A 14403-nucleotide genomic window follows, 5' to 3' on the forward strand; every position below is an offset into this window, starting at 1 on the left:
GTGGAGTACCGGAGACCGGCAGGACGGCGCCCCGCAGCGGGGTGCCGGTCCGGTCACGCCCCGCTGCGGCCGCCAAGAAGGAGTGCGCTCCACGGCTGCATGGCGGGTAGAGTAACCACGCCACAAGTACTCAGACAACCTGACAGGTGACGACGATGACCCCGCTCCGCCCCTCCCCCCTCGCCGGACAGGCCGCCGACCTGATCGAGCAGCGGATCCGGGCCGGGGAGTGGCCGGTCGGCGGCAAGCTGCCCGGCGAGGTGGCGCTCGCCAAGGAGCTGGGCGTCGGGCGCTCGACCGTCCGGGAGGCGCTGCGCACGCTCGCCGCGGCCGGGATGGTGCACAGCCGCCAGGGTTCCGGGGTGTTCGTGACGGCCGACCGCCCGGCCGCCGGGGACTGGACCACCCGGCTGCGCGCCGCCGAGCTGGCGCACGTCTACGAGGTGCGCACGATGGTCGAGGTGCAGGCGGCCCGACTGGCGGCCGAGCGGCGCACGGCGACGGACCTCGCCGCCGTGGACGCGGCACTGGCCGCGCGCCTGGCGGCGGGCGGGGCGGACGACACCGCCTTCGTGGACGCCGACATCGCGCTGCACACGGCGATCGTGGCCGCCGCCCACAACCCCGTCCTGGACGACCTGTTCGCCCAGTTCGCCCCGGTCCTGAGGGAGCATCTGGTCGCGCTGGTGGGCCTGTTCGGACTGCGGGAGGGTGATCCGAACCAGGGGTACGCCTCGCACGCGGAGCTCGTCCGGGCACTCCACGACGGTGATCCGGCGGCCGCCGGGCGGGTACTGGCGACGGAGCTGGAGTCGACCCGGGCGCGGCTGCTCAGCCCCTGACTCCGCCGGGCGACGGAGCGTCACACAGTTTTCACACGGCTGCCATCCAGCGGTCGCGGGCGGCAGCGACACTGCGTCAGGCAGGGCGGAGCCCCGTTGCTTCGGGCGCAAACGGTCAACGTGCGGGTGACATTGTGTCCGGTCCGTGCACAATTGCGGCCGAGGTGGCGAACGGGCTTTCACTCCAATCACACGGTATGACTAATATCGCATCGTCAAAAGCCCGTGCCCGGACGGCCCGCCCTTCACCGGTCGGCCGCCAGCCCCAAGGAGTCTGCTCTGCGCGCGCGTGCGAATCGGCGGCCCCCGACGCCGAAGGCCCCCCGCAGGCGTCCACGCCTGTCCCTGCGGTCGGCGCTGCTCGTCCTGGCCGTCGTCCCCAGCCTCGCCCTGGTCGCCCTCTGGGCCGTCACCAGCGGCGCCACCGTCTTCGACTTCCAACGCCAGGCCGCCCAGGGCATGCTCGCCCAGAAGGCCGGCCAGCCGTCCAACATCGTCTACTACAACCTCCAGGAGGAGCGCCGGCTCAGCGCCGAGGCGCTCGCCCGGCCCGGCGCCAACACCGACCAGCTGCGCCACCAGCGGCAGTTGACCGACGACGCGGTCCGCCAGTTCCAGGCCCTGTCCGGGGAGAGCACCGAGAACGCCCCCGACGACGTCCGCAGCGCCGTCGCCGAGGCCCGGCAGGCGATGGGCAAGCTCGCCGAGCAGCGCGCCGCCGTCGACAGGGGCTCGGTCGACCAGCAGACCGTCTTCGCCTACTACACCGACCTGATCGCCGTCGACCTGCGGCTGTTCACCGCGCTCAGCCACGTCGACGCGGGGGAGGTCACCTGGGTGTCCAAGACCCTGGTCAACTCCTTCTGGGCCAAGGAGATGCTGGCCCGCGAGGACGCCGTGCTGGCCCGCGGCTGGCCCAGCGGCCGGCTCAGCACCGCCGACTACCAGCAGGTCCAGCAGCTGATCGGCGCCGAGGACCACCTGTTCACCGTCCAGGTCGTCCCGTACGTCCCCGACGGCGAGGCGGCCGCCTGGCACGACCTGATGAACGGCCCCGCCTGGCAGGCCAAGGCCGCCGTCGAGCAGCAGCTCACCCGGCCCACCGCCGCCGAGTCCAACGGCACCGTCAGACTGCCCGCCGCCCAGGACCAGTGGCGCCAGGCCGTCGACCAGCTCAACCCGCAGCTGGTCAAGGCGATCGAGACCCGCACCAGCGCCATCGTCGAGGTCGGCAAGGGAACCATCCTCGACCTGCTCACCCGCGTCGTGCTGACCGCCGTCATCGGCCTGATCACCGTCGTCGCCGTCGTCATCGCCTCCTGGCGGATCAGCCGCTCGCTGCGCCGCCGGATCAAGGAACTCCAGACCCAGGCCGAGGAGATGGAGCGCACCCTGCCCGAGGTGGTCGACCGCCTCGGTCGCGGCGAGCAGGTCGACGCCGCGGCCGAGAGCCGGGAAGTCACCACCGGCGAGCACGGCAACGGCACCGACGAACTCGCCCGCCTCGGCCAGACCCTCAACCTGGCCCGCTCCGCCGCCCTGGAGGCCGCCGTCCGGCAGGCCGACCAGCACCGCGGCTTCGAACGCCTCCTCCAGCGCATCGCCCGCCGCACCCAGCTGCTGATCGGCCGCCAGCTGCGCAAGCTCGACGAACTGGAGCGCAGGCACGAGGACCCGGAGGTGCTGGAGGGCCTGTTCGACCTCGACCACCTCACCGCCCGCCTGCGCCGCTACGAGGAGAACCTCGTCATCATGGCCGGCGGCCAGCCGCAGCGGCGCTGGCGCAAGCCCGTACCGCTGCTGGACGTGCTGCGCTCCGCCCAGGGCGAGGTGCAGGACTACCGGCGGATCGTGATCGACGTCGAGGGCCACCCCTGGCTCTCCGAACGGGCCGTCGGGCCGGTGGCCCACGTGCTCGCCGAACTGATGGAGAACGCCACCACCTTCTCCAAGCCGCCCACCCCGGTCGAGGTCCGGGCCGCCATGGTCGGGCGCGGGCTCGCGGTCGAGATCGAGGACCGCGGCCTCGGCATGGACCCGGAACAGTACGACGCGGCCAACGAGTTGATGAGCCGCCCGCCGCGCACCGACGTGCTCGCCCGGGCCGACGACATCCGCCTCGGCTTCTACGTCGTCGCCCGGCTCGCCGCGCTCACCGGCCTGAAGATCGAGTTCCGGCCGTCGGCCTTCGGCGGCACCCGGGTCGTCGTACTCGTGCCGGACGAACTGGTCATCGACGGCGACGCCGGGCTCCCGGACGCCGCGCCCGCCGAACCGATCCCGCTGGTCCGCCGCTCGCGCCGGGCGGTGCGCTCCGCCTCCGACGAGGCGCCGCAGCCGACGGGGCCGCTCGCACCGCCGGTCGCGCCGGTGGAGGCCTTCGGGCAGGCCGAGGCCTTCGGAAGCGGCAGGGCCCTCGTGAACGGCGGCACCGTCGGGAACGGCGGTGCCCTCACGAACGGCACGGCCGTCGCGAACGGCGGGCCGGTGGAGTGCGTCGCCGAGGCGTTCCAGGACCCGGCGTACCACCAGGAGCAGCAGCCCTACCCGCCCGGCCTCGCCGAGCAGCCGATCCAGCACAGCTCCCCCGCCGACCCGCCCCCGGTGTACGCGGTCGCCCCGCCCGGCCACGGCGCGCCCGGCGTCCCGAGCACCCCGGCCGGCCCGCCCGTCCCCGCTGCCCCGAACACCCAGGCCGGCCCGCCGCCCGGCCCGGGCGCCGCACCGGCTCCTGCCCCCGACGCCCCCGCCCCGGCCTACCCGGACATCGCCTACGCCCGGGTCACCGAGGCCGAGGCCCCGTACGCCGACGAGCAGTACCGCCCGGCCGACCACTACCGGCTGGCCGAGCGGCGCCGGGGACGCGAGTACCCCTCCGCCGTGCCGCTGAGCCCGGTCGAGGGCGGGCAGCCGCCGCTGCCGCAGCGCGTCCGGCAGGCCAGCCTGGCCGCCGAGCTGCGGGTGCCGCCGCCGGCCCGCCAGCAGTGGGTCGAGCCGACCGCCGGACAGCCCGCCGGCCCGTCCCACCAGCCCGTACCGCCCGGGAACGGGCGGCCCGTCCGGCGCTCGGGCGCCACCATCGGCGCCTTCCAGCGCCAGTCCCGCGCGGCCCGGGCCCAGGACAGCGTCGAGCACCCGCTGCCCGCCTCCGCCACCCCGCCGGCTCCCCCCGCTCTGCCCGCCGGCCCCCCAGCCCCCGCGTCCGCCCCCTCCCCCTGGGCGCTGCCGGCCGCGGAACCCCGAACCACACGAACGGATGACCAGCCATGAACCGCACGACCGCCACCCACCAGGACCTGGACTGGCTGCTGGACGGGCTCGTCGACTCGGTGCCCGGCACCCGCAACGCCGTCCTGCTCTCCGACGACGGCCTCGTGGTCAGCCACTCCCGCACCATCGAGCGGGCCGACGCCGAGCGCCTCGCCGCCGTGGCCACCGGACAGCAGTCGCTCGCCCGGGGAGTCGGCCAGCTGTTCGACGGCGGCCCCGTGCACCAGGTGATCGTCGAGCTCGCCGAGTGCTGGCTGTTCGTCATCGCCGCCGCCCAGGGCACCCACCTGGCCGTGGTCGCCTCCCAGGAGGTGGACGCCGAGGTGATGTCCGTCGCCATGCACACCCTGGTGCAGCAGGTCGGCCAGAAGCTCACCACCCCGGCCCGCGCCGGGGGCGCCCCGGCCTCCTTCGACGCCTTCTCCTCCCGGAACCGGGGCTGACCCGGGTGGGCCCGTACACCGATGCCCCTTACGGCGAGGACCCGTACGGCGGCGTTCCCCACGGCGACGCCCTCCACGGCAGCCGCCACGGCAGTGGCCCGGTCAGCGGCGAGGGGGACGCCCGGGCGCGCGGCCGGGTGCCGCACTGGAGCGAACTGGAGGATCCGGACGCGGAGGACGAGACGGGCGTCATGGTGCGCCCGTACACCATCACCCGTGGCCGCACCGCACCCGAGCGCGACGACCTCACCCTGATCACCGTGCTCACCACCGCCGGGGCCGAGGCCGACGCGGCCCTGGCGCGGGGCAGCCGCGCCGGTGCCCGCGGCCTCCAGCCCGAGCACCGGCTGATCCTCGACCGCTGCCGGCGCCCGGCCGCCGTCGCCGAGGTGGCGGCCGGCCTGGACCTCCCGGTCTCGGTCACCAAGATCCTGCTGGGCGACCTGGTCGCCCAGGGCCTGCTGAAGGCGCGGGCGCCGCTCTCGGTGGCCCGCGCCGCCGGGGGCGTGGACCTCGGCCTGCTCACGGCCGTACGCGAAGGACTCCGGAGACTCTGAACGATGGCGACACCCCACTCCCGCAGTTCCGTCGACGAGCCCGCCGCCGCCCCGGCCGCCGTCAAGATCCTGATCGCGGGCGGCTTCGGCGTCGGCAAGACCACCCTGGTCGGCTCGGTCAGCGAGGTCGCGCCGCTGCGCACCGAGGAGTACCTGACCACGGCCAGTGTCGGGGTCGACGACCTGGCCGGCGTCGACCAGAAGGACACCACCACCGTCGCCCTCGACTTCGGCCGGATCACCGTCAGCCCCGAGCTGGTGGTCTACCTGTTCGGCACGCCCGGGCAGGAGCGTTTCTGGTTCATGTGGAACGACCTGGTCAACGGCGCGCTCGGCGGGATCGTCATCGCCGACACCCGGCGGCTGGACACCAGCTTCGCCTCGATCGACTTCTTCGAGAGCCGGGGCATCCCGTTCGTGGTCGCGATCAACTGCTTCCACAGCCACAACACCCGCACCCAGGAGGAGATCCGGGCCGCCCTCGACCTCGACCCGCAGGTGCCGATGCTGATCGGCGACGTGCGCGAGCGCGGCTTCGGCCGCGACCTGCTGCTGGCCCTGGTCGACCACCTGATGGACCTCGCCGCCGCGCCCGTCGGCTGAAAACCCGACGGCTGAAACCCAGCGGCTGAACCCGACGGCCTCAACCCCCCTTGGAGTGCCCCTTCATGACCACCGCACCCCTTCGCGTCCTCGTCCACGGCGGCGGCATCGGCGGCCTCACCCTGGCCACCGCCCTCGCCCGGCGCGGCCACCACGTCGAGGTCGCCGAGCTGCGCGACCGGCTGGAGGCCCTCGGCGTGGGCATCATCCAGCCCTCCAACGCCCTGCACGTGATGCGCGAGATCGGCGTGCTCGACGAGTGCCTGGCCGTCGGCTTCGGGTGGGAGGTGCTGACCATCTGCGACCCGGCCGGCACCACCCTCGCCCAGATCCCCCAGCCCCGGATGGGCGACGCCCCCTCCAACAACGGAATACCGCGCCCTGCCCTGGCCCGGGTGCTGGCCGCCGCCGCCACCTCGGCGGGCGCCACCATCCGCTTCGGGACGTCCATCTCGGAGCTCACCGACGACGGCTCCGGGGTAGACGTCACCCTCACCGACGGCCACGGCGGCCGCTACGACCTGGTCGTCGGCTTCGACGGCATCGGCTCGCCGCTGCGCCGGCACCTGTACGGGGAGAAGTACGCCCCCGAGTACACCGGCTTCGCCAACTGGCGTGTCACGCTGCCGCGTTCGCCCGAGGTCAAGGGCGTGGTGATGTCCGCCGGAAACCTCCGGGCAAAGGCCCTGCTCACCCCGATCAGCGAGGAACTCATGTACCTGGGCTCGGTGTTCGCCGAGGCCGAGGACTTCCGCCCGGACCCGGCGACCGCCCACGAGCAGCTCCGCGAGCGGCTGGCCGGCTTCGGCGGCCCGATCGCCGAGGCCCTCGCCCAGGTCACCGACCCGGCCGCGGTGGTCTACTCCCGCATCTCCCAGGTCACCGTCGAGGAGCCCTGGCACGTCGGCCGCGTCGTCCTCGCCGGTGACGCCGCCCACGCCTCCACCCCGCACCTCGCCCAGGGCGCCGCGATGGCCGTCGAGGACGCCCTGGTGCTGGCCGAGAGCCTGGAGGCCGGCTCCGACGTCCCGGCCGCGCTCGCCGTCTGGGAGGAGCGGCGCCGGCCGCGCGCCATGTGGGTACAGGCGATGTCCCGGGCGATCCTCAAGCAGGAGACCGGCAGCCCTACCACGGCGGAGGAGGACGAGCTGCTGAAGATCGGCATCCCCGGCGCGGCCCACGTGTTGGTCAAGCCGTACTGAGGCGGTGTCCGTTCCCGCGCGGGGTTGTGCCTGCGCGGGACCACGTTGCAGGCTGGCGATCATGACCGCCTTCTACCACGTCTGCTTCACCGTCCCCGACCTCTCGGTCGCCATGGCCGACCTCACCACTGCGGCGGGGGTGGAATGGCGCGAGCCGGTGGCCGGGCGGATCGGCGAGTGGGACTACCGGATCGTGTTCACCGCCGGGGACGCTCCGTACATCGAGCTGATCGAGGCGCCGGCGGGCGGGCCCTGGGGTGACGCCTCTGGGGCCCGCTTCCATCACCTGGGTTTCTGGTCCTCGGACGTCACGGCGGGCGCGGCTCGGCTCGACGCGGCCGGGTTCCCGGAGGCGTTCTCGGGCTGCCCGTACGGTCGCCCCTTCGTCTATCACCGGCTGGACAGCATCGGCGCGCAGGTCGAACTCGTGGACCTGGCGCGACAGTCGGACTTCCTGGCCGCCTGGAACCCGGACGGCGCAGCGATGCCCGCGATCAGCGAGGAGTGATCTCCTCGCGGCGCTTCCACACCGCCGCCGAGACGCGGGCCAGCAGGCGGGCCGCCGGGTCACCCCGGTCCGCGCCGGAGGCGAGCGGGCCCGTGTAGCAGACCGCGATCAGGTACGGCGGGCAGTCGTAGGGGTGGACCAGGCCGACGCAGTGGCGGGCGCCGGGGATCCAGCCGTTCTTGAACGCGATCCGGGTGCCCGGCGGAAGACCTGCGGCGAGGTCCACCCGGAAGTCGTTTCGCTCCAGTAGCCCCAGCAGCTCCGGCTCGTCGGCCAGCGAGTGCAGGAGGCGCACGAGATCGCGGGCGCTGACCCGGTTGTGAATGCCCGCAGCGCGCGCCGCGTAGTCCTCGATCCCACGCGGGCTCGCGCTGTGGGTGGCTCCCGCCTGGCGCCACACCTCGGCGACGGCCCGCTGGTCGGTGCGGCCCAGGCAGAGGTTGGTGGCGAGGTTCGAGGAGTGGGTGATCATCCGCTCGGCGAGCAGGCGGAGTGGGACATGGGTACCGAGGAGCTCCCAGGGCAGCGGATCGCTGTCCCAGTCGGGATCGTTGCCGAAGTCGCCGCCCACGACGGACTCGAACCGGTTCACCACCGGCACCTCGGCATCGAGGTTCGCCCCGCTGCGGGTGAGCGCGGCGAGCACCGCGATCTTCATCGTGCTCGCGGCGTCGTGCAGTTCATCCGGCGCACGCATGAAGACCGGCTCCGCCTCGCCCGCCCAGGGGGCAACTACAACAGAGAGCATGGCGGAAGGGTAGGGCATTTCGGGCTGAAAGTACGCCAACGGCCCGCCGCCGGGGAGACGGTGGGCCGTTGAGGGAGATCCGATCAGACCTCGGCGGTGGCGGCGAACTTCACGAACGCCTCCCACGCGGCCAGCTCGAAGGCCAGCTGCGGACCACTCTTGTCCTTGGAGTCACGCACGTGGACGACACCGGGGGTTTCGGCGACCTCGACGCACTGGGCGCCCTCATTGGTGCTTTAACTGCTCTTGAACCATGCCAGCTCAGACATGGCGGCCGGGCGGAGTGAGGAGCGTGAAGGGTCCGCCCATCCCCGCGTTCTGCTCCTTGGCGAGGGGCATGATCTGCAGCTCCAAGCCTCGAATCTCCGCAACCTTGAGCAGGTGACGCAACTGCTCCTGATGCGTATCCCATCCGCCGAGGGGGCGCCGAAGCACGCTCTCGTCCACGACCCAACTGATCGATGACATAGGCCACTTGGCCAGAATCTCCTGACGCCCCAATCTGGCGGCAACCCACTTGTCGATCTGCTCAGTGGAGAGCCACGGCCTGCGCACCTCATACAGAGCCCGGGCGTGCGACGCGGTCTGAAGCAGCCCAGGAATGGCGAACATGCTGTACTCGTGGACCTCCAAGGCCTTGGCCTCCTCGGACGTGAAGGCCTTGGAGAATGCCGGGTGCCGCTCACTCATCCGGACCTTGGCCTTCATCACGTCATCCGCGATGAGCCTCAGCAGACCCCCCGCGTTCAGCAGGTCATCGGCCATCTCCAGGAACCGCGATCGAGGACTGACAGCGGCCCGTGAAAACGAGAGGAGTGGGAAGTCGGACAGGCCGACTTCCCACTCCTCCTGCACTCCCAGGTGAACGGCTCACGGAAGCTCGGCGGGCCCCGCTACCCGGTGTCGCCCTTCCGCTCAGCCCCGGCCGGTGAGGGCCAGGGGCTGGTAGTCCTGGGACTTGGGCGTGCTGCCGGTGCCCAGGGCGGTGAGGCGGTTGTCCGGGGCGGCGACGACGGCCAGGTAGGAGACGTCCTCGTAGCCGGTCACCGAGAGGTCCAGGTTCTGCCAGCGGCCGTGGGTGTAGCGGAAGCCGATCGGGCGATCCTGAGCACCGCTCGGGTCCCAGCCGACGGTGGCCATGCCACCGGGGACGGCGGTGACCGACCACAGCTTGCCGGCGACGCCTTCGGGGGCCTGGACGGTCGTCCAGGTGCGGCCGTCGAAGTGGGCGACCAGCGGATGGCCGCGGTCCTTGTCGGCGAGGATGGTACGACCGACGACCCAGACGTCCTTCGGCCCGCTCGCGGCGACGCTCTGGTACTCGCCGGCCAGGCCGGTGAAGGCGGGAGCGGCGACGCGGCTCCAGGCCTGGCCGTCGTAGTGCAGGAGCACCGGTTTGTCGTCGGGGGCGGCGGTGTTGCCCACCGCCCAGACGTCGTCGCGGGCGATCTCGGTGACGGAGTTGAGCCACCAGTCGCCGTCGATCCCGTCGGCGCTCATGCGGTGCCAGGCGGAGCCGTCCCAGTGCTCGATCAGCCCGGCGGTGCGGGTGTTGATGATCGTGCCGCCGTTGGGGCCGGGGGTGCGGCCGGTGACGATGCTCGCGGCACCGACGGCCCAGGCGCTGTCGGGGCGCGGCGCCGAGGACCCGAGAAGGTTGAGGTCGTAGAGCTCACCGGGCGGCGGCTCGATCGGGGTGGACGCCCAGTGGGCGCCGTCCCAGTGCTCGGCGAGGATCCGACCGGTGGTGGGCTCGCGGTCGCCGAACACCCAGGCATCGTGCGTCGAGCTGCCGGCGATCGTGTTGGAGCGCATCTTGAAGTCCGGTGCAGGGAGAGGCAGTTCCGTCCACTGCTTACCCCGGCGGTCGTCGTGGCTCACGACCACGGGCGTGAAGCGCACGTGCGGTCCGGTGACGGTGACCTGGTAGCCCGTGGCCCACGTGGTGTGGCTGTCCAGCTGCACTCCGGAACTCAACACCGCTCCTGACACGGGGAGTTTGCCGGGAGTGAATCCGCCGGCGACGGCCGCCTCGGACGCATCCGGTGCGTTCGAGGCGTCCGGACCGTCCGCGGCCAGGGCGGGCGGGGCCGCCAGCGCCGTCACCGCGGCAACCGCCAATGCCACTGCCGCCCGGCGCAGTATTCGCTTCATCGTTCGGTCCCCTCGCATCTCGTCGGAGTCGGCGGGCCGTCAATCGGCCTGCCCCCAGGAGGAGATGAGGAAGACCGGGCGTTGTGTTACGCGAGGTACTCCCGCCCGGCCGGTGGAGGACCCCGGCCGGTCACCGCTCCCGCTCAGCGTTCCGGGCGTCCGTTCGCTGGCGCCAGCGGTCCATTACCTGCTGGAGGGCCTCGCTCATGAGGAGGAGGAACTCCGCGGAGGCGCCGAAGCGGGCACCGGCCGGGGTGGTGGCGCCGAGGATCTCCGCCCCGCGCTGCGATGCGGTGATCAGGGCGCCGTTCATCCGCATCGCGGCGAGGGCGGAGCGGAGCCAGATGTCGTCGTCGATGACGTAGCGCTCGCGGCGCTCGCCGGGTGCCCGCTCGCGCCGGACGATTCCCTGCTGCTCCAGGACGTTGACGGCCTGTGATACCGACGCCGGGCTGACCTGGAGGCGCTGGACCAGGTCGGCGGCGGTGAGGGTGCCGGAGTCGGTGACGCACAGGCACGTCAGCGCCCTGGCCGCCATCCTGGGCAGCCCCTGCTGTTCGACGAGGACCGTGAAGAACTCCGTGAACTCCTGGACCTGCTGGGGGTCGCGCCCATCGCCGCCGGCGGGAACGGTCGACGTCGGAGGCCGGTCCTGCCTCCGACGGCGCGCGCGTTGCCGCGTGGCTTCCTGCGCCCGGCTCGCCCGGTACTCCTCCGGCCCGCCGTTGCGGGTGACCTCCCGCATGACGGTCGAGGCGGGCCGCCCCAGGCGTCGGCCGATCTCGGTGTAGCCGAGCCCTTCGGCCAGTCCCTCGGCGATGAGCCGGCGGTCCTCGCCGGTGAGTCTGCCCCCGGGCATCGGCACTCGCCCCTCCCTGTCGGTCTTCGCAGTATGCGTTCACTCGCACCTCATTGCAACATGAGTTCCGATCGTCCATTGCGTTCAGCGCCATACTCATTGCAATAAAAGGCCAAGTTGCCTTAATTGAACGGCCATAGAGACCCTCACCCGGCATTGACGGATTCATAAACGCAATGTAGCTTCTCAAGCGTTCAGCGATTGTCGAACACTCAGTCAGGGGGAGATCCATGATGGGAAAGACCAACGGCGGCTTCTCGGAGACAGGGCTGCGCAGGATGCGCGACGTGCTGACGCGACACGTCGACTCCGGGCGGATCCCCGGGGTCGTCGCCCTGGTCAGCCGGGGCGACGAGACGTACGTCGAGGCACTGGGCACGATGGGCCACGACGGCGGCGCCCCGATGCGCCGGGACACGATCTTCCGGATGGCCTCGACGTCCAAGCCGGTCTCGGTGGCGGCCGCGATGGTCCTGCTGGACGAGTGCCGGCTGCGGCTGGACGACCTGGTGGAGCAGTGGCTACCGGAGCTCGCCGACCGGCGGGTACTGAAGCGGATCGACGGACCGCTGGACGACACCGTCCCGGCCAAGCGGCCGATCACCGTGCGGGACGTCCTGACCAGCACCTTCGGTCTCGGCATGGATCTGACCTCGCTGGGCACCCCGATCATGAACTCGGTCTTCGAGCAGGGGCTCACCCCCGACCTGCCGACGCCGATGCCCGAGCCGGACGAGTGGATCCGCCGCCTCGGCACGCTTCCACTGATGCACCAGCCCGGAGAGCAGTGGCAGTACCACATCGCCAGCGACCTCCTCGGCGTGCTCGTCGCCCGGGTCACGGGCCAGCCCTTCGAGTCCTTCCTCCACGAACGAATCTTCGACCCGCTGGGCATGGAGGACACCGGCTTCCACGTTCCCGCCGGCAAGATCGACCGGCTGCCGCCCCTCTACGCCCCCGACCCGCGGACCGGGGCGTTCACCGTGTGGGACGAACCCGCCGACGGACGCTGGAGCAAGCCCCCGGCGTTCCCCGGCGGCGGTGGCGGGCTGGTGTCCACCGTCGACGACTACCACGCCTACTTCCGGATGCTGCTCGACCACGGCGTGCACGAGGGCGAGCGGATCCTGTCCCGCCCCGCCGTCCGGCTGATGACCACCAACCGCATGACGCCCGAACAGACCGCCGTCCGCCGCGCCCTGGCCGCCGACAACGTCCATATCTCGTACGGCCAGGGGCAGCACGGCGGTTGGGGCTTCGGCATGGCGGTGCGCACCTACCGCGGCGACTACGCGCCGGTCGGCCAGTTCGGCTGGGACGGCGGCAGCGGCACCTCGACGTACGCCGACCCGGAGAACGGGCTCGTCGGCATCGTGCTCACCCAGGTCGGGATGTCCGTGCCGCACTCGGCGCGGCTGATCCACGACTTCTGGACCACGGTCTACCAGGCGATCGAGGACTGACACCGGCCCGCACAACGCAAGAGGAGTGGGAAGTCGGACCGGCCGACTTCCCACTCCTCTCTCAGCTGTGATCGATCAGGTGCTGCTCGGACGCGGGGCCGGGAGGGTGGCCGAGCCGGTGAGGAGGGGCCACTCGCGGTGGAAGGGCGGGAACGGGAGCTTGCCCTCGATGATCGGGGTGCCGAAGACCTTCAGGTGGGCGGTCAGTGCGCCGCTCAGGTCGACACCGCCGACCAGCGACCAGCTCCCCTGCAGCTGCGGCGTCTTGCCGGGCACGTCGACGGCGAGGGAGCCGTCCGCCTTGGCGGCCAGGTAGGGGGCGACGGTGGTCTCGACGCCGACGGTGTCGTAGAGGCCGAGGCTGACCTCGGCTCCGAGGGCGGCGCGGACGGAGGCCTTGCCGTCGAGGCGGACGTGCACCGGGGAGACCTTGGTGTCGGCGCTGGTGGTCGAGGTCCAGCCCTTGCCGCCGGTGTAGTCGGCGCGCACCGCCCAGGTGCCGGTGGCGTCCTGCTGGGCCTCCAGGTGGACCTGGCCGTCGGCGCCGACCTCCAAGTAGCAGGTGAGGCCGAGGTTGACGACCACCGGCAGACCGGCGACGGTCAGCACCGGGCTGGCCTGCAGCTTGGCGAAGGGCACCCGGATCGGCGCCGCGCCGGTGTTGCGGGCGACGTCACCGGTGACCTTCCAGTTCGCGTGGGCGCCGAGGTCGAAGCCGACGGAGGCGGTGCGCGGGGCCGCGGCGCCTGCGCCGTGGTAGGCGAAGTGGACGGCCGGGTGGAGCTGGAGGGAGCCGGAGGCGTCCAGGCTGGCGCCGCCGGGCAGCGGCACGGGGGCCTTGACGTCGACCTCCAGGGTGCCGGAGGCGTCGGCCTTCACCCCGCCCAGGTCGGCGCCGACGGTCGCCTTGACGTCCTTGACCAGCGGGGTCACCTGGATGCCGTGCACGTCGATCGGCACCTGGCCGTCCGCCTCGGTGCCGCCGAGGAGTTCGGACAGGGTGGCCGGGCGGGTGGTGAGGTTGAGGGTGTTGCCCGCGCCGGGGTTGACGCCGGTGACGGCGACCAGCGCGCCCTGCGGCGCGGCGGGGGTGGGCGGGCTGGCGATCAGCTGGCCGGGCTGGACGGCCGCGGCCGGGGCGTTGACGGACGCCGAGGCCGACGCCGAGACCGACGGGGTCGCCGAAGCTGACGGGGCCGACGGGGTCGCCGAGGCTGACGGGGCCGCCGGGGCTGACGCCGAGACCGACGGGGTCGCGGTCGGCGAAGCCGTCGCACCGCCGCCGGTGAGCACCGCGGTGCCCTTCCCCGGGTCGTAAGAGGTGAGTTGGAGGGCCTTGTTCTCGGCCGTGACCGCGCCACCGTCCTTGCCCGGGGCGCCGATGACGGCCTGCTTGTCCCCGGCCGGCGCGGCCGTGACATTGGTGCCGGTCGGCGTCGGACGGCCGGAGGCCGGGGTGCCGGCCCGGGCGTGCGGGGCGCCGGAGGCGCTCGCGGCGTCCGCCGGGCTGCCCCCGGCGGTGGTCGCGGCCGTGTCGGCGGTGCTGGTGGCGGCGGCGGGTTCGCCGGCGGCCCGGGAGGTGCTGCCGGGGCTGGTGGGCCCGCACGCGGCCGTCCCGGCGAGGATGAGGGTGAGCAGGGCTGCGGGCGCGGCCCGGCCTATCGAGGGCTTGAACACGCAGCGTCATGTTACTGACGAGGAATAAGTTTGTCTAAGGCAGGCCGAGGCGGGGCCGGAACGAGCGGGAACCGCAG

Annotated in this window: 13 protein-coding genes and 1 pseudogene; 8 read left to right on the plus strand and 6 right to left on the minus strand. The window is 72.7% G+C overall.

Annotated elements, in window-relative coordinates:
- Positions 1-155: 155 nt before the first annotated feature.
- From HS99_RS30995 to HS99_RS31025, 7 genes are all read left to right on the plus strand, one after another.
- The gene (locus HS99_RS30995) at positions 156-842 is read left to right on the plus strand and encodes a FadR/GntR family transcriptional regulator (RefSeq protein WP_030551806.1); all 687 of its coding nucleotides are present in this window, start codon (positions 156-158) and stop codon (positions 840-842) included.
- A 225-nt stretch (positions 843-1067) separates the two neighbouring features.
- Positions 1068-4112, plus strand: coding sequence for a sensor histidine kinase (locus tag HS99_RS31000; protein ID WP_063737982.1), 3045 nt, complete (start codon positions 1068-1070; stop codon positions 4110-4112).
- Positions 4109-4555: a roadblock/LC7 domain-containing protein gene (locus HS99_RS31005; RefSeq protein WP_030280103.1), complete on the plus strand. Its 447-nt coding sequence runs from the start codon at positions 4109-4111 to the stop codon at positions 4553-4555. The genes HS99_RS31000 and HS99_RS31005 overlap by 4 nt, the downstream gene beginning before the upstream one ends.
- A gap of 5 nt (positions 4556-4560) precedes the next feature.
- Positions 4561-5112 (plus strand): DUF742 domain-containing protein, encoded by a 552-nt coding sequence (locus HS99_RS31010; RefSeq protein ID WP_072654358.1) that lies wholly within the window; start codon positions 4561-4563, stop codon positions 5110-5112.
- 3 nt (positions 5113-5115) lie between these two features.
- Positions 5116-5715, plus strand: coding sequence for a GTP-binding protein (locus HS99_RS31015; RefSeq protein WP_046386597.1), 600 nt, complete (start codon positions 5116-5118; stop codon positions 5713-5715).
- A 65-nt stretch (positions 5716-5780) separates the two neighbouring features.
- A complete protein-coding gene (locus HS99_RS31020; protein WP_030280099.1) occupies positions 5781-6917 on the plus strand; it encodes an FAD-dependent monooxygenase in 1137 nt (378 codons plus the stop codon).
- Between the two features lie 61 nt (positions 6918-6978).
- Positions 6979-7425 (plus strand): VOC family protein, encoded by a 447-nt coding sequence (locus HS99_RS31025; protein WP_030280098.1) that lies wholly within the window; start codon positions 6979-6981, stop codon positions 7423-7425.
- Here the strand turns inward: HS99_RS31025 and HS99_RS31030 are convergent.
- The 5 genes and pseudogenes from HS99_RS31030 to HS99_RS48590 all read right to left on the minus strand — a co-directional run bounded on the left by HS99_RS31030 (position 7412) and on the right by HS99_RS48590 (position 11186).
- Positions 7412-8173, minus strand: coding sequence for a serine hydrolase (locus HS99_RS31030; RefSeq protein ID WP_030551818.1), 762 nt, complete (start codon positions 8171-8173; stop codon positions 7412-7414). The genes HS99_RS31025 and HS99_RS31030 overlap by 14 nt on opposite strands.
- An 83-nt stretch (positions 8174-8256) precedes the next feature.
- Positions 8257-8397: pseudogene (locus HS99_RS31035) on the minus strand (DUF397 domain-containing protein); the annotation flags it as partial.
- A 37-nt stretch (positions 8398-8434) separates the two neighbouring features.
- Complete coding sequence (locus tag HS99_RS31040; protein ID WP_141763847.1) at positions 8435-8938, minus strand: DUF5753 domain-containing protein; 504 nt, start codon at positions 8936-8938, stop codon at positions 8435-8437.
- A 150-nt stretch (positions 8939-9088) separates the two neighbouring features.
- Entirely contained in the window at positions 9089-10150 is a 1062-nt protein-coding gene (locus tag HS99_RS31045; protein WP_141763848.1) for a hypothetical protein, read from the minus strand.
- Positions 10151-10457: 307 nt separating this feature from the next.
- Positions 10458-11186, minus strand: coding sequence for a GbsR/MarR family transcriptional regulator (locus HS99_RS48590; protein WP_043388042.1), 729 nt, complete (start codon positions 11184-11186; stop codon positions 10458-10460).
- 233 nt (positions 11187-11419) lie between these two features.
- Between HS99_RS48590 and HS99_RS31055 the strand changes: the two genes are divergently transcribed.
- Positions 11420-12649 carry a serine hydrolase domain-containing protein gene (locus HS99_RS31055; protein ID WP_030551824.1) on the plus strand — a complete coding sequence of 410 codons (1230 nt, stop codon included), beginning with the start codon at positions 11420-11422 and terminating at the stop codon, positions 12647-12649.
- A gap of 75 nt (positions 12650-12724) precedes the next feature.
- Here HS99_RS31055 and HS99_RS31060 read toward each other — a convergent pair whose 3' ends face one another.
- Positions 12725-14326: a hypothetical protein gene (locus HS99_RS31060; protein ID WP_050366477.1), complete on the minus strand. Its 1602-nt coding sequence runs from the start codon at positions 14324-14326 to the stop codon at positions 12725-12727.
- Between the last annotated feature and the right edge of the window lie 77 nt (positions 14327-14403).

The organism is Kitasatospora aureofaciens (assembly GCF_001188955.3).
GTDB lineage: Bacteria > Actinomycetota > Actinomycetes > Streptomycetales > Streptomycetaceae > Kitasatospora > Kitasatospora aureofaciens.